This window comes from Flavobacterium sp. UBA7682, from assembly GCF_002482945.1.
GTDB lineage: Bacteria > Bacteroidota > Bacteroidia > Flavobacteriales > Flavobacteriaceae > Flavobacterium.
The window spans coordinates 81,743-104,642 of record NZ_DLGY01000042.1; the positions used below are offsets into that span (position 1 = coordinate 81,743).

General features: G+C 37.9%; 19 protein-coding genes. 11 read left to right on the top strand and 8 right to left on the bottom strand.

The genetic code is table 11. The features are described from left to right. Positions 1-24: 24 nt before the first annotated feature. From B3C16_RS12115 to B3C16_RS12130, 4 genes are all read left to right on the top strand, one after another. Positions 25-531 carry a hypothetical protein gene (locus tag B3C16_RS12115; RefSeq protein ID WP_291132012.1) on the top strand — a complete coding sequence of 169 codons (507 nt, stop codon included), beginning with the start codon at positions 25-27 and terminating at the stop codon, positions 529-531. Between the two features lie 89 nt (positions 532-620). Further along, positions 621-1,490 carry a lipoyl synthase gene (lipA, locus tag B3C16_RS12120; protein ID WP_121313373.1) on the top strand — a complete coding sequence of 290 codons (870 nt, stop codon included), beginning with the start codon at positions 621-623 and terminating at the stop codon, positions 1,488-1,490. Positions 1,491-1,567: 77 nt separating this feature from the next. Beyond that, positions 1,568-2,554, top strand: a complete 987-nt coding sequence (gene gap, locus B3C16_RS12125) for a type I glyceraldehyde-3-phosphate dehydrogenase (protein ID WP_291132015.1) — start codon at positions 1,568-1,570, stop codon at positions 2,552-2,554. Positions 2,555-2,600: 46 nt separating this feature from the next. Beyond that, positions 2,601-4,769: a tetratricopeptide repeat-containing hybrid sensor histidine kinase/response regulator gene (locus B3C16_RS12130; RefSeq protein ID WP_291132018.1), complete on the top strand. Its 2,169-nt coding sequence runs from the start codon at positions 2,601-2,603 to the stop codon at positions 4,767-4,769. Here the strand turns inward: B3C16_RS12130 and B3C16_RS12135 are convergent. Both B3C16_RS12135 and lpxK read right to left on the bottom strand, forming a co-directional pair. Further along, positions 4,766-5,578 carry a purine-nucleoside phosphorylase gene (locus B3C16_RS12135; protein ID WP_291132020.1) on the bottom strand — a complete coding sequence of 271 codons (813 nt, stop codon included), beginning with the start codon at positions 5,576-5,578 and terminating at the stop codon, positions 4,766-4,768. The genes B3C16_RS12130 and B3C16_RS12135 overlap by 4 nt on opposite strands. Continuing rightward, complete coding sequence (gene lpxK / locus B3C16_RS12140; RefSeq protein WP_291132042.1) at positions 5,550-6,569, bottom strand: tetraacyldisaccharide 4'-kinase; 1,020 nt, start codon at positions 6,567-6,569, stop codon at positions 5,550-5,552. Before lpxK ends, B3C16_RS12135 begins: the two co-directional genes overlap by 29 nt. Positions 6,570-6,626: 57 nt before the next feature. On the opposite strand from lpxK, the gene B3C16_RS12145 reads away from it, so the two are divergent. The 7 genes from B3C16_RS12145 to B3C16_RS12175 all read left to right on the top strand — a co-directional run bounded on the left by B3C16_RS12145 (position 6,627) and on the right by B3C16_RS12175 (position 15,624). Continuing rightward, entirely contained in the window at positions 6,627-7,196 is a 570-nt protein-coding gene (locus tag B3C16_RS12145; RefSeq protein ID WP_121313363.1) for a hypothetical protein, read from the top strand. 60 nt (positions 7,197-7,256) lie between these two features. Further along, the gene (locus B3C16_RS12150) at positions 7,257-8,351 is read left to right on the top strand and encodes a Nif3-like dinuclear metal center hexameric protein (RefSeq protein WP_291132046.1); all 1,095 of its coding nucleotides are present in this window, start codon (positions 7,257-7,259) and stop codon (positions 8,349-8,351) included. A gap of 3 nt (positions 8,352-8,354) precedes the next feature. Beyond that, entirely contained in the window at positions 8,355-9,134 is a 780-nt protein-coding gene (locus B3C16_RS12155; RefSeq protein WP_121313359.1) for a zinc ribbon domain-containing protein, read from the top strand. Between the two features lie 31 nt (positions 9,135-9,165). Next, on the top strand, positions 9,166-10,011 hold the full coding sequence (locus B3C16_RS12160; RefSeq protein ID WP_121313357.1) for an alpha/beta hydrolase: 846 nt from the start codon (positions 9,166-9,168) through the stop codon (positions 10,009-10,011). A 267-nt stretch (positions 10,012-10,278) separates the two neighbouring features. Beyond that, on the top strand, positions 10,279-12,903 hold the full coding sequence (gene cphA, locus B3C16_RS12165; RefSeq protein ID WP_121313355.1) for a cyanophycin synthetase: 2,625 nt from the start codon (positions 10,279-10,281) through the stop codon (positions 12,901-12,903). A gap of 69 nt (positions 12,904-12,972) precedes the next feature. Then, on the top strand, positions 12,973-13,434 hold the full coding sequence (locus B3C16_RS12170; protein WP_291132050.1) for a DinB family protein: 462 nt from the start codon (positions 12,973-12,975) through the stop codon (positions 13,432-13,434). 57 nt (positions 13,435-13,491) lie between these two features. Further along, on the top strand, positions 13,492-15,624 hold the full coding sequence (locus tag B3C16_RS12175) for a S9 family peptidase (protein WP_291132052.1): 2,133 nt from the start codon (positions 13,492-13,494) through the stop codon (positions 15,622-15,624). A gap of 87 nt (positions 15,625-15,711) precedes the next feature. On the opposite strand, the gene B3C16_RS12180 is transcribed toward B3C16_RS12175, so the two are convergent. From B3C16_RS12180 to tgt, 6 genes are all read right to left on the bottom strand, one after another. Beyond that, on the bottom strand, positions 15,712-16,971 hold the full coding sequence (locus B3C16_RS12180; RefSeq protein ID WP_291132054.1) for an asparagine synthetase B: 1,260 nt from the start codon (positions 16,969-16,971) through the stop codon (positions 15,712-15,714). Positions 16,972-17,056: 85 nt separating this feature from the next. Continuing rightward, entirely contained in the window at positions 17,057-18,604 is a 1,548-nt protein-coding gene (gene dnaB / locus B3C16_RS12185; RefSeq protein ID WP_291132057.1) for a replicative DNA helicase, read from the bottom strand. Between the two features lie 140 nt (positions 18,605-18,744). Continuing rightward, positions 18,745-19,698 carry an acetyl-CoA carboxylase carboxyltransferase subunit alpha gene (locus B3C16_RS12190; protein WP_121313344.1) on the bottom strand — a complete coding sequence of 318 codons (954 nt, stop codon included), beginning with the start codon at positions 19,696-19,698 and terminating at the stop codon, positions 18,745-18,747. A gap of 101 nt (positions 19,699-19,799) precedes the next feature. Further along, positions 19,800-20,735 carry a DMT family transporter gene (locus B3C16_RS12195; RefSeq protein ID WP_291132060.1) on the bottom strand — a complete coding sequence of 312 codons (936 nt, stop codon included), beginning with the start codon at positions 20,733-20,735 and terminating at the stop codon, positions 19,800-19,802. Beyond that, entirely contained in the window at positions 20,722-21,807 is a 1,086-nt protein-coding gene (locus B3C16_RS12200) for an LptF/LptG family permease (protein WP_121313340.1), read from the bottom strand. Before B3C16_RS12200 ends, B3C16_RS12195 begins: the two co-directional genes overlap by 14 nt. Positions 21,808-21,882: 75 nt before the next feature. Continuing rightward, positions 21,883-22,900, bottom strand: a 1,018-nt coding sequence (gene tgt / locus B3C16_RS12205; protein ID WP_291132063.1) for a tRNA guanosine(34) transglycosylase Tgt, incomplete at its 5' end; no start/stop codon positions are given.

Genomic DNA, 22,900 nt, shown 5'->3' on the forward strand with positions numbered 1-22,900 from the left:
TATTGCATTGGAATTTTAGTTTTTATGGCCAATCAATTTGCCCCTGAAATGGGCATCACATCCATCGATCCGGGAAAAGCCATTATGTGGACTTATATTTCAACTTCTGTTGGTGATTTCTCTTGTGGTTTTATTTCACAAGCATTGCATTCGCGAAAGAGAACTATTCTATACATGTTGCTATTTACTTTTGTTGGTGTTGCTTTGCTCCTTTTTAGTGGTAATAAAACCGAAAACATGTATTACTTTTATTGTGGTTGGATTGGTTTAGGTTGTGGCTTTTGGGCGATGTTTGTTACGGTTTCCGCAAAGCAATTCGGAACCAATATGCGAAGTACCGCAACCACTAGTGTTCCGAATATGGTTCGTGGCACAGTGCCAATTATGTTGGTAGGTTTCGATTATTTAAAACAAAACAATACCGTAATTTTTTCCGCAGCCATCATAGGTTTGATTGCCTTTTCTTTGGGAATTTATGCTACTTTAACGATCAGTGAAACTCATAACAAGCATATGGATTTTGTGGAGTAAAAAAACTCGCTTTTAACAACAATTTCTGAATTCAAAATCCCAAATTCTAAATCCAACCTTTGTATCTTTGCATCTCGCAAATTGCAATTATGGAATCAGTACTCGAAAGCAACCAACCGGTCGGTAAACCAAAATGGCTAAAAGTAAAATTGCCTATCGGTCAAAAATACACTGAACTTCGCGGTTTGGTCGACAAATACAAACTCAACACGATTTGTACTTCCGGCAGTTGCCCAAATATGGGCGAATGTTGGGGCGAAGGCACAGCAACCTTTATGATTTTGGGAAATATCTGTACGCGTTCGTGTGGTTTTTGTGGTGTAAAAACCGGAAGACCGGAAACGGTAGATTGGGACGAACCTGAAAAAGTAGCGCGTTCCATTAAAATCATGAAAATCAAACATGCCGTAATTACCAGCGTTGACCGCGATGATTTGAAAGATATGGGTTCCATCATTTGGTTCGAAACTGTACAAGCCATTCGCAGAATGAATCCCGAAACAACTTTGGAAACCTTAATTCCCGATTTCCAAGGTGTAGAAAGAATTATCGACCGAATCGTAGAAGCCAATCCGGAAGTAGTTTCGCATAATGTAGAAACAGTACGCCGATTGACTCGTGAAGTTAGAATTCAGGCAAAATATGACCGAAGTTTGGCCGTGTTGAAATACTTAAAACAACAAGGAATCAAAAGAACCAAATCGGGTATCATGCTTGGCTTAGGCGAAACTGAAGAAGAAGTAATCCAAACCATGCAAGACTTGCGCGACAATGATGTAGATATCGTAACTATCGGACAATATTTGCAACCGAGCAAAAAACACTTGCCCGTAAAAGAATTCATCAGACCCGAACAATTCGAGAAATACGAAAAAATCGGAAAGGAAATGGGATTCCGTCATGTGGAAAGCGGTGCTTTGGTACGTTCTTCTTATCACGCTGAAAAACATATACTATAGTCGAAAATCGTAAAGTCAAAAGTCGAAAGACATAAAAATTGACTTTAACACTTTAAGACGTTAAGACTTTAAGACTTATGACAAAAATTGCCATCAACGGTTTTGGAAGAATAGGACGCAACTTATTCCGATTACTTTTAAACCATCCTAGTATTGAAGTTGTTGCCATTAATGATATCGCCGACAATCGAACGATGGCGCATTTAATCAAATACGACAGCATTCACGGGGTTTTGCCTTATGACGTTTCTTTTGATGAGCAATCGATAATTGTTGGCGGAAAACATTACACTTTTTTCCACGAAAGAGAAATCAGTAAGCTCCAATGGGAGAACATCGATTTTGTAGTAGAAAGTACCGGCAAATACAAAACTTTCGATGAAATCAACCAACATATATCGGTCGGTGCCAAAAGAGTAATCCTTTCCGCACCAAGTGAAGTGCCCGAAATTAAAACCGTAGTTCTTGGCGTCAACGAAAATATTCTTGATGGGACAGAACTCATTGTTTCCAATGCGAGTTGCACGACCAACAATGCTGCGCCGATGATTAAAGTCATCAATGAATTATGCGGTATTGAACAAGCCTATATTACAACGGTTCACTCCTACACTACTGACCAAAGTCTTCACGATCAACCGCATAAAGATTTGCGTCGCGCTCGTGGGGCAAGCCAGTCAATTGTACCAACCACAACCGGTGCAGCCAAAGCCTTAACCAAAATTTTCCCGGAAATGGAAGGCAAAATCGGTGGTAGCGGTATTCGTGTTCCGGTTCCTGATGGTTCACTAACTGATATTACTTGTTATGTCAAAAAACAAGTGAGTATTGAAGAAATCAATTGGGCTTTCAAAAATGCAGCGGCTACTAACTTAAAGGGAATTCTCGCTTATACAGAAGATCCAATCGTTTCCGTAGACATATTGGGCAACCAAAACTCTTGTTTGTTTGATGCGCAACTTACTTCTGTCATTGGTAAAATGGTCAAAGTTGTAGGTTGGTATGACAACGAAATAGGTTATTCTTCACGAATAATTGACCTGATTATTTTGTTGGAAAAATAATTTCGTTACATTTATACATCTAAATCCTTTCTAAACCCGGAAATCTATGAGATGGTTATTGTTTATATTACTATTTCAAACACTTGGCTTTAGTCAAAGAAAAGTCGCAATACCTACAGACAGTACGGCTTATTACATAGAATTAGCCGATTTTAATAAAAAAATCAACAACTACAAATCTTCGCTCTATTTCTCTCAAAAAGCGATTAATTATGCCAAATTTAAAGGTAATACCCAACAAAAATCTGATGCTTGGTACTCTTTAGGCTCTACTTATTTCGAACTAAAAAAATATGGTGATGCTGTTGAAATTTTTTCAAAGTGCGCAGCTTTATTAAGTTCAATTCCACCAACAAGCCAACAAGCAATTTGCTATTACAATATGGGAATGTGCTACATGAATTTGGATGATTTTACCAAAGCTGAACTCAACTTCAACAAAGCACAAGCTATTTATAATCTTTTAAAAATAGATGCTTCCGAACCTTTGAAACTTCAAAAAGGAATTTTATATAAAAACAAAGGTAAAACCGAATTGGCTTCTAAATTATTTAATGAAATTATTTCAAAATCCGATCTTGAAGATATTTATAAATCAAAAGCTGAAGCTTTGTACCAAATGGGCACTATTGAAGAAAGCTTAAACCATAACAATCTTGCAGTTAACTATCTAAACCGAGCGCTGGTTCTGAATGCCAGAGATACCAATTTAGACCAAAAAGCAGCTATTTTATTGTCACTAAGCAGAACCAATGAAAAATTATTAAATCTAAAAAAGTCTCATGACTATTTAAAAGAGCATCTTGTAATAAAAGACAGCCTTTCTTTTTTAAGCAACCAAAAATTAGACGCCAACGATTACCAAGAGTTCAAAGAAAGTGAGCGAATGAAAGCCGTTGAGCAAATGACGAAAGAAAATGAAGCCCAACAAAAAACCAATAAGTTTGTAAAATTGATTAGCATTTTAGCAATCGCCTTAATCTCTATCTTATCGCTTTTAAGTTTGTCTTTATATAAAAACAATATCATTCGAAGCAAATCAAACGAACTGCTGCAAGAAAAAAATATCGAACTACAAATGGCCAAAGAGAAAGCCGAAAAAGCGTCTAAAGCCAGAGCCGAATTTCTTTCTACCGTAAGTCACGAATTAAGGACTCCTTTGAACGCAATTAATGGGATCACACATTTGCTGATTGAAGAAAATCCGAAGCAAACCCAATTACATTACCTCAATTCCTTAAAGTTTTCAGGGAATTATTTAATGACTTTCATCAATGAAATTTTGGAAATCAACCGAATTGATTCGAGTAATATAGAAATTGAATATATTCATTTTAACCTGAAGCAATTGCTGACCAACATTCAAAATTCGATGAATGAAATCGCTTCTAAAAACAACAACAAATTCACTTTAGAAATTGACCAAAACATCCCCGAAATTTTACTTGGTGACCCAACAAAATTATCTCAAATATTTATCAATTTAATCAATAATGCTTTGAAATTTACCCAAAACGGAGAAGTAAATGTGATTGCTAAATTGATTGATCAAGGCAGTGATTTTTCCCGAATTAATTTTGAGATACGCGATACAGGAATCGGAATACCGGAAGAAAAGCAAGAAACCATTTTTGACAGTTTTTCCCAAGGTTCTATCGAAATCAACCGAAAATATGGCGGCACCGGTTTAGGCCTGACTATTGTAAAAAAACTGGTTGATTTATTAGGTGGCGAAATCGGGCTGAAAAGTGAAGTTGGCGTAGGAACTTCATTCGCCTTCGAACTTAATTTACTCAACGGAAATCAAGAAATTCAAGTCGAAAAACCACTTCTTTATTCTGATGATATTTTAGTCGGTAAAAATATTTTGGTTGTAGAAGACAACAAAATCAACCAAATGGTAACCAAAAAAATGCTCGAAAACAAACGCATGAAATGTAAAATCGTCGACAACGGTGAAGAAGCCATTAATGTCATGCGAGCCAAAAATGATTTTGATTTAGTACTGATGGATGTCCACTTACCGGGAATCAACGGAACAATTGCCACGCAACACATCCGTGAGTTTGAAACCCAAATACCAATCATCGCTTTAACCGCAATTTCGTTAAACGAAAACCGAGAAATGCTCTTGTCTTTCGGAATGACTGATGTCATTACGAAGCCTTTCGAGCCTGAAAATTTCTACCGAGTAATTGCGCTGAATTTGATTTAATACTGCAAAATCAGTTCCTTAATCAACTGTCTTACTTTAGGTTCAGCCTCATTAGCCGCTTTCAAAACTTCTTCATGGGTAATGTTTTCCAAATGCTCTTCACTGCCAATATCAGTAATCACCGAAATCCCAAATGTCTCTAATTCCATGTGACGCGCAACGATAACTTCAGGAACAGTCGACATTCCGACACAATCTGCACCAATCACTTTGACCATTTTGTATTCATGCAAGGTTTCAAAGGTTGGTCCTTGCAATCCCATATAAACTCCGTCTTGTACTTCAATATTCGAAGCTTTGGCGATTTCTTTAACTTTGGCAATCATTTTTGGACTATATGGCTCGTTCATGTTCACAAAACGCGGTCCAAAACGGGAATCGTTTTTCCCTCTTAGCGGATGTTCCGGCATCATATTCACATGATCGGTAATAATAGCGATGGTTCCTACTTTATAATTTGGATTCACACCGCCGGAAGCATTAGAAACAATCAGTTTTGTTACACCTATATATTTCATCACTCTTACCGGAAAAGTAACTTCCTGCATCGAATAACCTTCATAATAATGAAATCTTCCTTGCATTGCCACCACTTTTTTATCGCCTATGGTTCCAAAAACCAAAGCGCCTTTGTGACCTTCAACGGTTGATACCGGAAAATTAGGTATTTCATTATAAGGCAAAGTAAATTCGACTTTGATATCATCCGTAAAACTGCCCAATCCGGAGCCTAAAATTACGCCGTATTCCGGAGTAAAATTGGTTTTATCTTTAATATAATTAACAGTTTCTTGTACAAGTTCCCACATAGTTTAAAATAATTTGGTCAAAAGTATCGCTGTTGTTTATCAGCTGACTTTTAATTGGTAAATAATATAATTGCGCTGCGAAAATATCAGCCTCCAAACGTACAAAATCCTTTTCGGTTGTGACGATAATTTTATCCACAGCTTGACTTTTTATGTTTAAAATATCGCTTTCTGTAAAATGATGGTGATCAGAAAAAGTCATAACAACATCATTTTCAGATTGTAAATGATTAAAGAAAGGCTTTGGCTTAGCAATTCCGGCTAACAATAATTTTTCTTGCAATTTGACTTCAGTAACAGCTAAACTTACATTTGAGTTGTAAACCTTATCATCATATTCAACATAGCTGAAAAAAATTGGTAAATCCAAACCTATCTTTCTCTTAATTTTTTCCTGCGCAATTTCAGTAATATTCGGCGGACATTTGGTGACAATTATCATATTGGCTCTCTTAGCACCGTTTCTACTCTCGCGAAGATTTCCTGTTGGCAACATAAAATCGTCACAAAACAACTCATCATAAGCCGTCAAGAGAATATAAAACCCGGCTTTTACTTTTCGGTGTTGAAAAGCGTCATCAAGTAAAATAACTTCCGGCTTTTCGCTTTGAGCCAATAATTGAGTGATACCGTTATGCCTGTCGGCATCGACTGCGACTTGTATCTGCGGAAATTTTTTGTAATATTGAAACGGTTCGTCACCGAGAATTTCCGCAGTAGCATTGGCATCAGCCAAAATAAAACCTTCCGATTTTCTTTTGTAACCGCGACTTAAAGTTGCCACTTTATATTTAGGAGAAAGCAACCGAATCAAATATTCAATCTGAGGCGTTTTTCCGGTGCCGCCAACACTGAGATTTCCAACAGCAATGACCGGAATGTCGAAAGAATACGATTTTAGTATACCTTTATCGTAAAGATAATTTCGAATAGAAGTGATAAAGCCATACAGAATGGCCAAAGGGAAAAGTAATTTTCGCAACAAAATCATAGCACGAAAGTAACGATTTTTTATCTTTGAATGAAAATTTTACAGTTCCAATAACTAATGAAACTACTCAACCTGCATTTTCTTTTAGGCTTTCTGTTCATCTCGCCCTTGACTTTTTCTCAGGAAGCCGACAACACGGCTATTCTTAAAATCATTTTTACCAAATACTATAAAAATGAAAAAGTCATCGCCAAAGGCAGATTACAACTTTTAAGTTTTTATTGTGGCAAAGCACCGAATAACGAAGAAGTACTGGAAGTCATCTCGAAAAACGATTTACTGAAAAAGAATGCAACCGAAATCAAAAAACAGATTATCATTGGCATAAATGAAGATTGGTCAAAGGAATACAACCTGCTGTTTGACAACCAACACCAATATTTAAAAAGCAAAGTCAATGCATGTTTGTCTTTGGATGAATTTCAAGAAATTTCAAAGAAACACAGTGAAAATAACCAACGCTTGCTCATTGTCAACAAACCGATTTACTTTGCTAAAAACCAATTTGCCTTAGTCAAAGTAGCCTTTTACAGAACTATCGAACACAACAGTGGCCGATTTTTATTACTCGAAAAAGTAAATGGCGAATGGATTATTAAAGAATACTTAAACGAATGGGCAACTTAATTACTGTTCAGTCCCGAAGCTTCGGGACAGTTGGCAGTGTTTAGTTAGAAAAACAAAATTATGAAGATTAAAGAAATACTCAATACTTTAGAAGAAATGGCACCTTTGGCTTATGCCGAAGACTTTGACAATGTTGGTTTACTGGTTGGTGATGCCAATACTGTAGCCACCGGAATTTTGGTTTGTCATGATGCCTTAGAAAGCGTAATCGATGAAGCCATTGCTAAAAAATGCAACTTGGTCGTTTGCTTCCATCCAATTATCTTCTCAGGTTTGAAGAAAATTATAGGCAAAAATTATGTGGAACGCGCCGTACTCAAAGCCATTAAAAATGATATTGCGATTTATGCGGTTCACACGGCTTTGGACAACCACAAACACGGTGTGAATAAAATATTTTGTGATGCTTTGGGGTTGACCCAAACCAAAATTTTAGTGGCCAAAAAGAATTTCATTCAAAAACTCATCACTTATACCATTCCTGAAAATGTTGAAACTTTACGCAACGCGCTATTCGACGCTGGTGCCGGAAAAATAGGCAACTACGAAGATTGTAGCTTCAATTCAAAAGGCATCGGAACTTACATGGGCAATGAAGACAGCAATCCTGAAATCGGTAATCGCTTCGAATTTGTGGAAAACGAAGAAATCAAAATCGAAGTCACTTTTGAAAAACATCTGCAATCCAAAGTATTAAAAGCCTTATTCTCCAATCACGTTTACGAAGAAGTGGCTTATGAAATCTACGAATTGCAAAATCACCACCAAAACATTGGTCTCGGTATGATAGGTGAACTTGAAAAACCAATGAGTGAACCTGACTTCTTAGCTTTCGTTAAAGATAAAATGCAATGTGGCGGCATTCGACATAGCGCATTGTTGGGAAAACCAATTAAAAAAGTAGCCGTACTTGGTGGTTCGGGAAGTTTTGCTATCAGCAATGCCAAACAAGCCGGAGCTGATATTTTTCTGACGGCCGATTTGAAGTACCACAACTTTTATGAAGCTGAAAATCAATTGGTTTTAGCCGATATCGGACACTTTGAAAGCGAAAGATTTACAAAAAATTATATTGTTGATTTTCTTAAGAAAAAAATCCTTAATTTTGCAATCATTTTTTCGGAAGAAAATACAAATCCAGTTAAGTACTTATAAAATATGGCGACTACAAAAGAACTAAGTGTTGAAGACAAATTAAGAGCTATCTACGACCTGCAAATCATAGATACCAGAATTGATGAAATCAGAAACGTTAGAGGAGAATTACCTTTAGAAGTGGAAGATTTAGAAGATGAAGTTACTGGCTTAAGCACTCGTTTAGACAAACTAAAAAGCGATTTGGTTGCAATCGAAGAGCAAATCAAAACTAAAAAAAGTGCCATCGAAGAGCATCAGGCGGCTATCAAAAAATACACCGAACAACAAAAAAATGTTCGCAACAACAGAGAATTCAATTCTTTAACTAAAGAAGTAGAATTCCAAGAATTGGAAATCCAATTGGCGGAAAAACAAATCAAAGAATTGAAAGCTTCTATTGATCACAAAAAAGAAGTGATTTCTAACTCTAAAGAAAAATTAGACCAAAAATCTTCTCACTTAAAACACAAAAAAGCAGAGTTGAACGACATCATGGCGGAAACCCAAAAAGAAGAAAGCTTCTTAATGGAAAAATCAGCTGAGTATGAAGCCCAAATCGAAGAAAGATTATTGGCTGCTTACAAAAGAATTCGTTCAAGCGTTCGCAACGGTTTGGCCGTAGTGTCTATTGAGCGTGGTGCCTCGGCAGGTTCGTTCTTTACGATTCCACCTCAAACCCAAGTAGAAATTGCGGCTCGCAAAAAAATCATCACCGATGAGCACTCAGGAAGAATCTTAGTTGATGCTTCTTTAGCAGACGAGGAAAGAGAAAAAATGCAAAAATTATTTGCTCACCTATAATAATTAATCCCGACTCGCTCGGGATTTTTTTATGAAGAAAATACAATACTTTCTCATTACAAAATCGGTTGGCTTATACATCAACCTAATCAGCTATTTCCGTCCGGAAAAGGCCAAACAAATCGCCTACGAAATTTTCAGCCAACCCAGAAAAGGAAAAATAAAAAACGGCAAACTTCCTAAAACATTGCAAAACGCCCAACAGGAAACTTTGCATTACGACGGCGAAGATTTTCAAACCTACCTTTGGCAAGGCTCCGAAGACATTATTTTGTTACTTCACGGCTGGGAAAGCAATGCGTCTCGTTGGAAAAAATTACTAAATCACCTCAAACCCTTAGGCAAAACCATCATCGCCATCGATGCGCCCGGTCACGGATTGAGTTCCGGAAAAGAATTCAATGCACCGAGATACGCCGAATTCATTCACGTTTTGTCTCAAAAATACAACCCAAAAACCCTTATCGGTCACTCGATTGGCGGCGCAGCGATTACTTATTATTTGCACAAATATCCCAACGACCACATCGAGAAAATCGTATTACTTGGCGCTCCATCAAGTTTCAAAAAATTAAGCGACAACTTTGTGGACATTTTGAGCCTGAACAACAAAATGAAAAACCTTTTGGAGAAACATTATCAGGAAAAATTCAACATCCACATTAATGAATTTGCCGGACATCTGTTCGCCAAAAACTTCCCGCAAAAAGCCATCATCGCTCACGACATTCACGACAAAGTCATCCTCGTAGAGGAAGGCAGAATGTACGCCTCCAATTGGAAAAATTCGACTTACATCGAAACCCAAGGCCTAGGTCACAGCATGCACGACAAGGATTTGTACCAAAAAATAGCCGATTTTATTTCAGAAGCATAAAGGTCAGCGCTTTCTTGTTGTCCTTATTCCCGCTTTGCATTACAATATCCCGATAAATCGGGATGATTTCCATTACAATCGGGGCTAATCAGGATTTGCCTTTTGCATCATTCACTTTAAAAACCTGAAAATCAACACTCCAAAAAATAAAATTTCAGGATAATGCTATCTTTTTAGCTTTTCTGCAAAAAAAGTAGCAACCAAAAACAAATATTTCCTATTTTTAACAAAATCATTACCTATTAACATTACAAATTATTCCTAATCATGAAGATTCTAAAAGTACAAGCATTACGCGGACCTAATATCTGGAGTGTACAACGCAAAAAATTAATCCAAATGCGATTGGATTTAGAGGAAATGGAACAATTTCCAACAAATAAAATCGAAGGTTTTCGCGAACGCATTGAAGCCATGTTTCCTACCATGATTGAACACCGTTGTTCAGAAGGAACGCGTGGTGGATTTTTCTCCAGAATCGAACGTGGTACTTGGATGGGACACGTGATTGAACACATCGCTTTAGAAATTCAAACCTTAGCCGGAATGGAAACCGGTTTCGGAAGAACCAGAGAAACTAAAACACCCGGAATATACAATGTTGTGTTTAGTTACACTGAAGAAAATGTTGGCATGTTCGCCGCCGAAAGTTCCGTAGCCATAGCCGAAGCTTTAATAGCCGGAACCGATTACGACGTAGAAGCCGATATCCAAAAAATGCGTGAAATTCGCGAACAAGTGCGTCTCGGACCTTCAACCGGAAGTATCGTAGACGAAGCCGTAGCCAGAGATATTCCTTGGATAAGATTAGGAACTAACTCCTTAGTACAATTGGGTTACGGTGTAAACCAAATGCGTTTCCAAGCCACAATCACTTGCAAAACGAGCAGCATTGCAGTAGATATCGCATGTAATAAAGAACAGACGAAACGCATGCTCGACTTAGCTTCAATTCCTGTAGCGAATGGCGGAATTTGCGTAGACGAAGTAGATTTAGAAACTACCATTAAAAAAATCGGCTACCCCATCGTAATCAAACCCTTAGACGGAAACCACGGAAAAGGCGCTTCTATTAATGTGGTAACTTGGGAAGATGCTGTTTCAGGTTTGGCTTACGCTCAAAAATACAGCCGCAGGGTAATTGTAGAAAAATTTATCACAGGTTTTGACTTTAGGGTTTTGGTGATTGACAATAAATTGGTCGCTGCCGCCAAAAGAGAACCGGCTCACGTAGTTGGAAACGGAAAAGATACTATTCAACAATTAATTGAAGAAACTAATAAAGACCCGAGACGCGGTTACGGACACGAAAATGTTTTAACCCAAATCGACGTCGACAGAGATACGTTAGACTTACTGGAAAAACTAAACTATACCGTTGATTCTGTGCCAAAGAATGGAGAAATCGTTTATCTAAAATCGACTGCCAATCTCAGTACAGGAGGAACTTCCATCGACGTAACCGATATGATGCATCCCGAAAATATCTTCCTTTGCGAACGCATTTCAAGAGTAATCGGATTAGACATTTGCGGTGTTGATATCATGGCTGAAAATTTAACCCAACCGTTGAAAGACAATGGCGGTTGTATCTTGGAAGTCAATGCGGCTCCGGGTTTCCGCATGCACTTAGCACCAAGCGAAGGTTTACCGAGAAACGTTGCTGCTCCGGTAATCGACATGTTGTATCCACCGGGAAAACCAAGTCGCATTCCGATTATAGCCGTAACCGGAACTAATGGTAAAACCACCACTACCCGATTATTGGCACATATAGTGAAAAATAACGGCTACAAAGTTGGTTTCACGACTTCCGACGGCATTTATGTCCAAAACCACATGATGGAGAAAGGCGACACGACCGGACCACTTTCTGCCGAATATATTTTAAAAGATCCAACGGTCGAATTTGCCGTATTGGAAACCGCTCGCGGTGGAATTTTACGTTCCGGTTTAGGTTTCAGCCGTTGTGATATTGCCATTATTACCAACATACAGGAAGACCATTTAGGTTTGGCCGACATTCATACTTTAGACGATTTGGCACGCGTAAAAGCAACGGTTGTTCGCGCTGTCAAAAAAGACGGTTGGGCAATTCTAAACGCGGAAGACGAGCAATGCTTGAAAATAGCCAACGAATTGAGTTGTAACATCGCCTATTTCAGTATGGACGAAAACAACCCAAAAGTACAACAATTTGCAAAAGAAGGAAAGACAGTAGCGGTATACGAAAACGGATACATCACCATCAAAAAAGGTGAATGGAAAATCAGAGTCGAACGCGCCACTCACGTTCCGTTGACTCTAGGCGGAAAAGCCAAATTCATGATTGCCAATGCTCTTGCTGCCACTTTAGCTGCCTATTTACAAGGATTTAAAACAGAAGATATTAGTTTGTCATTGCAAACGTTTATTCCAAGTGCGGCGCAAACTCCGGGTCGTATGAATATTTTTGATTTTAAAAAATTCAAAGTTTTGATTGACTTTGCACACAACCCTTCGGGATATAGAGGTGTGGAAGAGTTTTTAACTTCCGTAGATGCGACCAAAAAAATCGGAATCATAGCCGGTGTTGGAGATCGCCGTGACGAAGACATCAGAGAATGTGCTACCATTGCCGCTCGCATGTTTGACCACATCATCATTCGCCAAGAAAAATACTTACGCGGCCGAACAGAAGAAGAAATTATCGGACTAATTATGGAAGGTATTAACGCTTCAGGAAGAACCGTAACACACGAAATCATAGCCAAAGAAGTTGAAGCCATCAAACACGCTATAAACAGTGCACAAGAAGGAACTTTCATTACCGCTTTGAGCGATGTAGTAACCAACGCCATTGACATCGTTCAGGAATATTTGGACAAAGAAAATGAAGATGGTAATATTTAGAAATTAAAATTCCAAATAATAAATCCCAAATTCCAGCAGGTTTTTGGGATTTTTTCAAACCACAAAGCAATGAACCAACTCCACAAGCTCTTAAATCAAATCGAAAGCCACATTCCCAATCTCGAAAAGGTAAATCCTTCTGTTTCTCAATCTTGTATTGGTTGGCAATTAGATCATAGTTTGATCGTAATTAATAGTGTTGTAACACAAATAAAAAGCTCCAATCCTGAAAATTACAAATGGAAATTCAAATGGATTCGAACCTATATCCAAATCACCAATAAGATTCCAAGAGGCAAAGTAAAAGTACCAAAATCTGTTAGTCCTGTTGACGTTGCCACAGCGGAAGCATTAAAAGCCAAATTGGAACAAGCCCGAAAAGGTATTGCCGATTTGGAAAAACTTCATCCCAACAGTTATTTCACGCATCCGTTTTTTGGAGATTTGAACTTAAAGACCACTATTTGGTTCCTGAAACTGCACACCAATCACCATTTAAAAATTGTCACTGATATTATAAGCAATGGATAATTTTAACAAAATAGATTGTCCTTTTTTTATACATTTACGGCGCTAAATTTCAACCTTATGAACAATAAAATATGGGTGGCTTTACTATGCTTTGTAGCCACAACTGCTGTAGGTCAACTTAAGAAAATCACACTCGAAGAAGCTGTTTTACAACAAGGTCGCGCTTTCAGAGCTGACGGCTTAACCGGTTATCAATGGATTCCAAATACCAATAGATATGTATTCTACACCGATGCTTGGACCAAAATGAAAACGGCATCTGCTGCTAATGATACAGCAACAGAACTAGTTACTTTGGCTGACTTGAATACCGCATTGGGAACCAAATTGAGAAACTTCTTTGGTTTACAATGGGTTGACACCAACAACTTCTTGATAACAGAAAATGGTAAATATTACAGTTACAACCTAACCACAAAAACCGGCAAATTAATCCTTCAAGCACCTGAAACTGCTGAAAACAATACTTTCGACAGCAATAAAGTGAACTTGGCTTTTACAGAAGGAAATAATCTGTACTTCTTGAACAATAAAGGAGAAAAAGTTACGGTAACCAACGAAAGCAATAAAGGAATCGTATCCGGACAATTTATTGCTCGTAATGAATTTGGCATTAGCAATGGTATTTTTTGGTCACCAAAAGCATCATTTTTAGCTTTCTACCAAAAAGACGAAACCGAAGTAGCCGATTATCCTTTATTAGATATAAACGAAACACCGGGAAAATTAGTCAACATCAAATACCCAATGATTGGTCAAAAAAGCGAGAAACCTAGAGTTGGAATTTACAATTTGACTACTCAAAAAACTGTTTTCATTACGCCAAGAGGCAATCAAGATGACTATTTGACCAACTTGTCTTGGACACCCGATGAAAAATACGTTTTGATTGCCGAATTGAATCGCGGACAAAATGATATGAATCTGAATCTGTATGATGCCAACACAGGCGCTTTTATCAGAACCATTTTAAACGAAAAAAATCCTCGTTGGGTTGAACCGGAACACGATGCTTTTTTCCCGAATTCGAAATCCAATAACTTTGTTTGGTTCAGCGAAAAAGACGGTTTCCCTAATCTGTACTACTACGCTATCGAAGGAAAATTAATCAAACAATTGACCAATAACCAATTCGTCGTGCGCGATATCATTGGCACCAATACTGCCGGAACCGAAATTTATTTCAAAGCGACCGGACCAAATCCAACAAACATGTTGGCTTACAAAGTCGATTTAAAAGGCAAACAAACTTTAATCACCAAAGACCAAGGTATTCACAATGTAATTCCGAGCAGCGATGGCAATTGGTTTTTTGATGAATTTTCAAACCACGATACGCCCTCAAAATCATTGTTGTATGACAAAAGTTTGAAAGCCAAAACACTTTTGGTGAGCAAAAACAAATACGATGGTTACGAAATCGGAACAGCCGAAATCAAAACCATCAAATCAGCTGACGGAACAACCGATTTATACACACGTTTGATTAAGCCGAGTAACTTTGATCCAACCAAAAAATACCCGGTATTAGTCTACGTTTACGGCGGACCACATGCGCAAATGATTACCAATTCGTTTTTAGATGGTGCCAATTTGTGGATGTATTGGATGGCAGAACAAGGTTATTTGGTTTTCACGGTTGACAATCGCGGTTCGGACAACAGAGGTTTTGCTTTTGAAAGCATCATTCATGGAAATTTAGGTGTAAACGAAATGGATGACCAATTGAAAGGTGTCGATTATTTAAAATCGCTTCCTTTTGTTGACGGAAATCGCTTGGCGGTTCACGGTTGGAGTTACGGCGGATTCATGACCACTTCTTTGATGTTGCGTAAAGCCGATACCTTTAAAGTAGGCGTTGCCGGCGGACCGGTAATCGACTGGAAATGGTATGAAGCCATGTACGGCGAACGTTATATGGACACACCAACTGAAAACCCTAAAGGTTTTGAAGAAACTACCGTATACAATTACGTAAAAAACCTAAAAGGCAAACTGCTTTTAATTCACGGAACAAACGATGATGTAGTAGTAGAACAACACAATTTGTCTTTGGTGAAAAAGTTCGTAGAAGCCGGAAAACAAATCGATTATTTCCCTTATCCAATGCACAAACACAATGTAACCGGTAAAGACCGCGTGCATTTGATACAAAAGGTTTTAAACTACGTGATTGAGAATAATAAATAGCAGAACCCAGATTTTAGAACACATATATAAAAAAAACCGAAAGTAAACTTTCGGTTTTTTTATAGTTTTATTTGAAAATTAAAACCGTTAAGTTTTCTGTGGTTTCTTTCTCGCCGCCGGAAATAAAACATTATTCAAAATCAAACGAAATCCCGGGGATGTTGGATGTAAGTCTAGCACTGTTGGCTCATCACCTACTCGATGTTGGTAATCTTCCGGATCATGACCGCCATAGAAGGTGAAAAATCCTTTTCCTTTTTGACCGTGGATATAACGCGCTTCGTCGTTCAATTCGTTTTTACCTAAAGTCAACACATTGGATTTAATCAAATTGCTGTCAAATGCTGTTGTTTGTCCCATAAAACCTTTGACCAATTGGGTATGATTTTGGCACAACATACTCGGAATCACATCCCATTTGGCTGAAAATTCCATTAAAGTAAAATAGTCTTTTTCAAAAGGAATACGACGTTTCTCGGTCATATCAATATCCGAGAACTCATAGTGTTCCGGCTTTCTATCTAAAATAAAATTCTTAAAGGCAAAAGTTTTGCTATAATCTATTTGCGATTGGTAATTAGCATCGCTGTTGTCGCCGTCAAACATGGGTTCACAAATATCAACACCTTCGGCAGAAAGTGCAATATCAAAACTATCTGTTGCCGAACACATCGCAAACATAAAACCGCCTCCGATTACAAAGTCACGTATTTTTTTGGCTACTCCTAATTTGGCCTGAGACACTTTTGGGAACCCTAATTTGCCCGCCAAAGCTTCAGCGGATTTCTTTTGTTCGATATACCAAGGTGCGTTTCGGTACGCTCCATAAAACTTACCATATTGTCCGGTAAAATCTTCGTGGTGCAAGTGCAACCAATCGTATAAAATTAATTGGTCACTAAGCACTTCTTCATCATAAACTACTTTAAACGGAATCTCGGCATAAGTCAACACCATCGTTACCGCATCGTCCCAAGGTTGTTTTCCCGGTGGCGAATAAACCGCAATCTTTGGGGCTTTTTCTAAAACAACGGTTTCCATATTCTGCGACGGACTCGCGATTTCGGCTAAAATATTCTGCATTTCTCCATCGGATACCACTTCAAAACTTACGCCTCGGATTTGACATTCTTTGCGAATTTCAGCCACATCGGGTAACAAAAATGAACCACCGCGGTAGTTCAGTAACCAACTCGCTTTGTATTGCTTGTCTAAAGCCCAATAAGTAATTCCGTAGGCTTTTAAGTGGTTTTTCTGTGATACTTCATCCATTGGTAACAATAAGAAATTCGCCTTTACAGAAAAGGAAATCAGTATTAGAAATATATAGAGTGACTTTTTAAACATTTGTAGCCATATTTAAATTCAAAGATAACAGAATTACTGTGAAGAAAAACATAAAAAAAATCCCGATTACTCGGGATTAATATTTTTAGAATGGAACGTCGCTGTCGTCATCGTTTCGGTTGATATTGCTACCGAAAGCTTCGTTGGGTGATGGTAAATTCTTCGTCATAAACGGATTGTCATCGTGGTTCATTTTCGAAGGCAAATCGTCAAATCCGCCGCCATATTCTTCTAAGTTATCGAACTTACCAAGGTTTCCAATGAATTTCAGTCTGATATTTTCCAACGAACCGTTACGGTGTTTTGCGATAATAAATTCGGCCTGACCGGCAGTTGGCGATTGTTCGTCATCATCCCATTCGTCAATTTTATAGTATTCCGGACGATAGATAAACGATACGATATCGGCATCTTGCTCAATCGCACCGGATTCACGTAAGTCGGACAATAAAGGTCTTTTACTCGAGCCACGAGTTTCCACGGCACGGGACAACTGTGATAACGCAATTACCGGAACTTCTAATTCCTTGGCAAGAGCTTTTAAGTTTCTCGAAATGGTTGAGATTTCCTGTTCACGGTTTCCGCCGCCTTTACCATTACTTCCGCCTGCAGTCATCAATTGAAGGTAATCGACTATAATCATCTTGATGCCGTGTTGTGACGACAGACGTCTTGCTTTGGCTCTTAAATCGAAGATAGAAAGCGATGGCGTATCGTCAATATACAAAGGTGCTTTTTCTAAATCTTTTACTTTGGTAGACAATTGCTCCCATTCGTGTTTTTCCAGTTTTCCGGTTCTTAGTTTTTCCGAAGACAGACCGGTTTCTGAGGAAATCAAACGGGTGATTAACTGTACCGATGACATCTCTAATGAGAACAAAGCTACCGGATGACCGAAATCAATGGCTATGTTTCTCGCCATCGACAATACAAAGGCGGTTTTACCCATACCCGGACGAGCCGCGATGATAATCAAATCGGATGGTTGCCAACCGGAAGTCACTTTGTCCAGTTTTTCAAAACCGGTTGCGATTCCGCTCAAACCTTCTTTATTAGCGATTTCTTCGATTCTTTTCTTGGCTTGGATTACCAAACTTTGGGCAGTTTCTGAGCTTCGCTTGATATTCCCTTGGGTAACTTCGTATAATTTGGATTCGGCTTTGTCTAACAAATCGAATACATCGGTTGATTCATCATAAGATTCTTCGATGATTTCCGAAGAAATTTTGATTAAGCTTCGTTGGATGTATTTCTGAAGAATAATTCTCGAGTGGAATTCAATGTGTGCGGAAGACGATATCTTTTGCGTTAGCTGGATTAAGTAAAAATCGCCACCGGCTAAATCCAACTTCGCACTTTTTTTTAATTGAGCCGAAACTGTTAATAAGTCAATGGGTTGAGAATCTGTGAATAACTGAAAAATCGCTTCAAAAATGTGTTTGTGAGCGTCTTTGTAAAAAGCATCGGGTTGGAGAATATCAATTACCTCATCGACACCTTTTTTATCAATCATCATCGCGCCCAACACCGCTTCTTCCAAATCCATCGCTTGTGGCGGGAGTTTTCCTTTTTCTAAGTTGATGATGGTAGTTTTATCTACTTTGATAGGGTTAATATTTCTGAGATTTTCCATGAAACGAAAGTAGCAATTTTAGCCAAATTTTAGGGATTGAGTTATTCAAAGCCAATGTTTATAAGTTTGTGTTTTTTGTTAACAACCAAAAAAAAATCCGAAACCATTGGGCTCCGGATTAAGATATATTTTGTGAGAATTTATTCCTTGTATTCGCCCATCTTGCTGTATTTGTCCATCCTTTGAGACACTAATTCTTCTGTTGATAAATCTTTCAATTCGTTAAACGCTTTCATGATATATTGTTCAACAGTTTTAAATGTAGTTTCTTTATCGTAATGAGCACCACCTAATGGTTCCGGAATCACATCATCAACTAGTTTCATCTTTTTCATGTCGGTTGAAGTCAGTTTCAAGGCTTCGGCTGCTTGTTCTTTATATTCCCAGCTTTTCCATAAAATAGATGAACAAGATTCAGGAGAAATAACAGAATACCAAGTGTTTTCCATCATCAATACTCGGTCACCAACGCCTATTCCTAGAGCGCCACCTGAAGCACCTTCTCCAATAATTACACAAATAATCGGCACTTTTAAACGCACCATTTCCAAAATATTTCTGGCAATCGCTTCTCCTTGTCCGCGTTCTTCAGCTTCCAATCCTGGGAATGCTCCCGGAGTGTCAATAAGGGTTACTACAGGAAGATTAAATTTTTCCGCCATTTTCATCAAACGCAACGCTTTACGATATCCTTCAGGACTAGCCATACCGAAATTACGCAACTGACGCATTTTAGTATTGATTCCTTTTTGTTGTCCAATTAACATGAAAGATTGACCGTCAATTTTGCCTAAACCACCAACCATGGCTTTGTCATCTTTGAAATTTCTGTCGCCAAACATTTCTAAGAAAGTGCCTTTGGTTAAATTAGTAATATGCTCTAAAGTATAAGGTCTGTTAGGATGACGTGATAATTGTACACGTTGCCAAGCGGTTAAATTTTTGTAGATTTTCCTTTTGGTTTCCTCTAACTTTTTTTCAATTTGTTTACAAGTAGCGGTGACATCAACATTGGATTCGGCACCGATGATTTGACATTTATCGAGTTGATCTTCTAATTCCTTGATAGGAAGTTCAAAATCCAAATATTCCATAGGGTTGTTTGTTTTGTTTAATCGAATAGCAAATATAAAATTTTAAATTGTGATAAAAAGCAATTCTGCCGGATTAGTTTTAAACAAAAATTAACCTTTGACTAACCTTTATTTAATGACGACTTTCTACTTTTTAGAATAGCATTTAAAATTACGGTTAATAAAATAATAGCGGCTCCGATATAAAATTCGAAACTCATTTTTTCTTTTTCTTCGAAGATTAATACGGCTAAAATAATTCCGTAAATAGGTTCCAAATTGATAGTCAGCATTACTGTATACGGACTTAAAAACTTCATTACTGCGGTTGAAGCAATAAAAGCATAAGCGGTACAAACCGAACTCAATATCAATAAGTACATTAAATCTTTAGCGGAAAGTTGAAAGAATTCAGGTTTGAAACTGCCAAAAAATAACAAGAGAAAAGAGAAAAACACTACGCCACCACTGAGTTCATAAAAGGAAATCACGGTGGCATCATAAGATTTGACTAATCTACTGTTTATTACTGCAAATAAGGCAGAAAGGAAGGCAGAAATCAAAGCAAATCCGATTCCAAATAGGTATTTATTTCCACCATTAAATATGGCTTTAAGTAATCCCTCTGTTCCGGTATCCGCGGAAATAGCGACGAAATACAATCCTATTATCGCAACAAGTCCGGATAGCAATTCGTACCAAACTATCTTTTTACCATATAAAATCGGTTCGAGTACAGAAGCAAATAAAGCGCCGGTGGAAAGACAAGCCAAAGTAATGGAAACATTGGAGATTTTAATCGCATGAAAAAAGGTAAACCAGTGCAAAGCAATAATCAATCCCGAAAAAAGGAACTGCATCAAAATCTTCATCGGTACTTTTAACGGCAACTTTTTGTAGTAAATATAAATGGCAATAAAGCCAACAGCAAAAAGCATTCGGAACCAAACCAAAGGCAAAGCATCAAGGGTAATTAAGGCACCAAGTATGGCTGTAAATCCCCAAATGAATACAATCAAGTGAAGATTTAAATAGCTTTTTAGATTATCGTTTGGCATTTCTTAAAAGATAAATCGCTAAGAGTCCGAAAACAATATTGGGTGTCCAAACCGCCAACATTGGTGGTGCTGTTGATTTTTCAGCCAAAACCCCAAAGACTTTATCTAAGAAGACAAAAGCAAAAGCCAATACAATTCCGATAGCCAAATTGGCTCCCATTCCGCCACGTCGTTTCATGGCCGAAACTGCTACCGCAATAATGGTTAAAATAAAAGCGGAAACCGGAATACTGTACTTTTTGTAAAGCACTACCATATAGGTGTTAATATTTGACGAACCACGGGCTTTTTCTTTGTCGATGAACTTGTGCAATTCATTTAGCGGTAACGTTTCCGCTATGTAAACCACCGGTGTTAAATCTTCTAAATCAAAGTTAAAAACGGTATCCTTTTTTTCGCCTCTTTCAATGATATCGCCAAATTCACCTACTTTTCTTTTACTGTAATTGAACAAGGTATAGTTTTTGGTTTTTGGATTCCACTTGATTCTGTTGGCGACCAATTTGTATTTTAATTTGTCTCCTTCAAATTTCTCCAGAGAAAAGTTGAATGCCATTTTAGACAAGTCATTGAAATTAGTCACAAAAAGATATTCGTCTTTGCTTATTTGGCGAAACACATCTGAATTGTCTCGAACCTCATTGCGTCCGTTACCAATTAAGTATTTATACCTGAAATTCTTAAATCCGGCACTGGCACTTGGCACTAAAAAAATACTCATAATCAGTGCAAATATGGATATGATAGTAGCACCGACTATATAAGGGCGCAAAAATCGAGAAAAAGAAATCCCAGAGCTTAAGATGGCAATAATCTCGGTGTTGTTGGCCAATTTTGAGGTAAACCAAATCACCGAAAGAAATAAAAATATAGGAAATAATAAATTGGCAAAATAAATCGTGAAGTCAAGATAGTACCAAGCAATTTCTTTGAAAGGCACTTTGTTTTCAATCATTCTGTTGACTTTCTCCGAAACATCAATCACAATTCCGATAGGAATAAACATTAGCAACATCACGGAGAATGTGACTAAGTAACGTTTTAGGATGTATTTGTCAATTATTTTTAGCATAGTTATATGTTGTGAGTTGTATGTTGTAAGTTGCTGTTCTTTTAACCAAGAACCTACAACTTAGAACCTACAACTTTAAAGCCTTTGGCTCATTTGTTTTACCATCATGTCTTTCCAAGTTCTGAAATCTCCGGCTAAGATATGTTTTCTGGCTTCACGAACCAACCACATATAGAAACCTAAGTTGTGTATGGTTGCAATTTGCTTTCCAAGATATTCATTGGCAGCGAACAAATGACGTAAATAAGCCTTTGTATATTCGGTATCAACAAAAGTATGTCCCATTTCATCTACCGGAGAAAAATCGGCTTCCCATTTTTTATTCTTAATATTGATAGAACCATGAGCCGTAAATAACATTCCGTTACGAGCGTTACGTGTTGGCATCACACAATCGAACATATCAATCCCTAAAGCGATGTTTTCCAAAATATTAATTGGCGTTCCAACACCCATTAAATACCTTGGTTTGTCTTGGGGTAATATAGCGGTTACGACTTCGGTCATTGCATACATTTCTTCGGCAGGCTCGCCAACAGACAAACCACCGATGGCATTTCCTTGTGCACCGGCATTGGCAATATATTCTGCTGATTGTTGGCGTAAATCCTTATAAGTACTTCCTTGAACTATTGGAAAAAATGTTTGTTCGTAGCCGTATTTAAAAGGCAATTTTTCCAAATGATTGATACAACGGTCTAACCAACGGTGTGTCATGTGCATCGAGCGTTGTGCGTATCTGTAATCACATGGATATGGCGTACATTCATCAAAAGCCATAATGATATCGGCACCAATGGTACGTTGGATTTCCATCACATTTTCAGGAGTAAACACGTGATACGAACCATCGATATGCGATTTGAATTTTACGCCTTCTTCCTTAATTTTTCTGTTGGCGGAAAGTGAATACACCTGGTAACCACCGCTATCGGTTAAAATATTCCTATCCCAGTTCATGAACTTGTGCAAACCACCGGCTTTTTCAAGAATTTCGGTTTGCGGGCGAAGGTATAAATGGTAGGTATTCCCTAGGATAATATCGGGATTGATTTCTTCTTTTAATTCGCGTTGGTGTACTCCTTTTACCGAA

Excerpts from the sequence above, each read along its gene's own strand:
- B3C16_RS12150 (WP_291132046.1), top strand. The coding sequence starts at position 7,257 with ATGAAGATTAAAGAAATACTCAATACTTTAGAAGAAATGGCACCTTTG.
- B3C16_RS12135 (WP_291132020.1), bottom strand. The coding sequence starts at position 5,578 with ATGTGGGAACTTGTACAAGAAACTGTTAATTATATTAAAGATAAAACC.
- B3C16_RS12180 (WP_291132054.1), bottom strand. The coding sequence starts at position 16,971 with ATGTTTAAAAAGTCACTCTATATATTTCTAATACTGATTTCCTTTTCT.
- lpxK (WP_291132042.1), bottom strand. The coding sequence starts at position 6,569 with ATGATTTTGTTGCGAAAATTACTTTTCCCTTTGGCCATTCTGTATGGC.
- B3C16_RS12145 (WP_121313363.1), top strand. The coding sequence starts at position 6,627 with ATGAAACTACTCAACCTGCATTTTCTTTTAGGCTTTCTGTTCATCTCG.
- B3C16_RS12200 (WP_121313340.1), bottom strand. The coding sequence starts at position 21,807 with ATGCTAAAAATAATTGACAAATACATCCTAAAACGTTACTTAGTCACA.
- B3C16_RS12170 (WP_291132050.1), top strand. The coding sequence starts at position 12,973 with ATGAACCAACTCCACAAGCTCTTAAATCAAATCGAAAGCCACATTCCC.
- B3C16_RS12130 (WP_291132018.1), top strand. The coding sequence starts at position 2,601 with ATGAGATGGTTATTGTTTATATTACTATTTCAAACACTTGGCTTTAGT.
- B3C16_RS12195 (WP_291132060.1), bottom strand. The coding sequence starts at position 20,735 with ATGCCAAACGATAATCTAAAAAGCTATTTAAATCTTCACTTGATTGTA.
- B3C16_RS12160 (WP_121313357.1), top strand. The coding sequence starts at position 9,166 with ATGAAGAAAATACAATACTTTCTCATTACAAAATCGGTTGGCTTATAC.
- B3C16_RS12115 (WP_291132012.1), top strand. The coding sequence starts at position 25 with ATGGCCAATCAATTTGCCCCTGAAATGGGCATCACATCCATCGATCCG.
- lipA (WP_121313373.1), top strand. The coding sequence starts at position 621 with ATGGAATCAGTACTCGAAAGCAACCAACCGGTCGGTAAACCAAAATGG.
- dnaB (WP_291132057.1), bottom strand. The coding sequence starts at position 18,604 with ATGGAAAATCTCAGAAATATTAACCCTATCAAAGTAGATAAAACTACC.
- B3C16_RS12175 (WP_291132052.1), top strand. The coding sequence starts at position 13,492 with ATGAACAATAAAATATGGGTGGCTTTACTATGCTTTGTAGCCACAACT.
- gap (WP_291132015.1), top strand. The coding sequence starts at position 1,568 with ATGACAAAAATTGCCATCAACGGTTTTGGAAGAATAGGACGCAACTTA.
- cphA (WP_121313355.1), top strand. The coding sequence starts at position 10,279 with ATGAAGATTCTAAAAGTACAAGCATTACGCGGACCTAATATCTGGAGT.
- B3C16_RS12155 (WP_121313359.1), top strand. The coding sequence starts at position 8,355 with ATGGCGACTACAAAAGAACTAAGTGTTGAAGACAAATTAAGAGCTATC.
- B3C16_RS12190 (WP_121313344.1), bottom strand. The coding sequence starts at position 19,698 with ATGGAATATTTGGATTTTGAACTTCCTATCAAGGAATTAGAAGATCAA.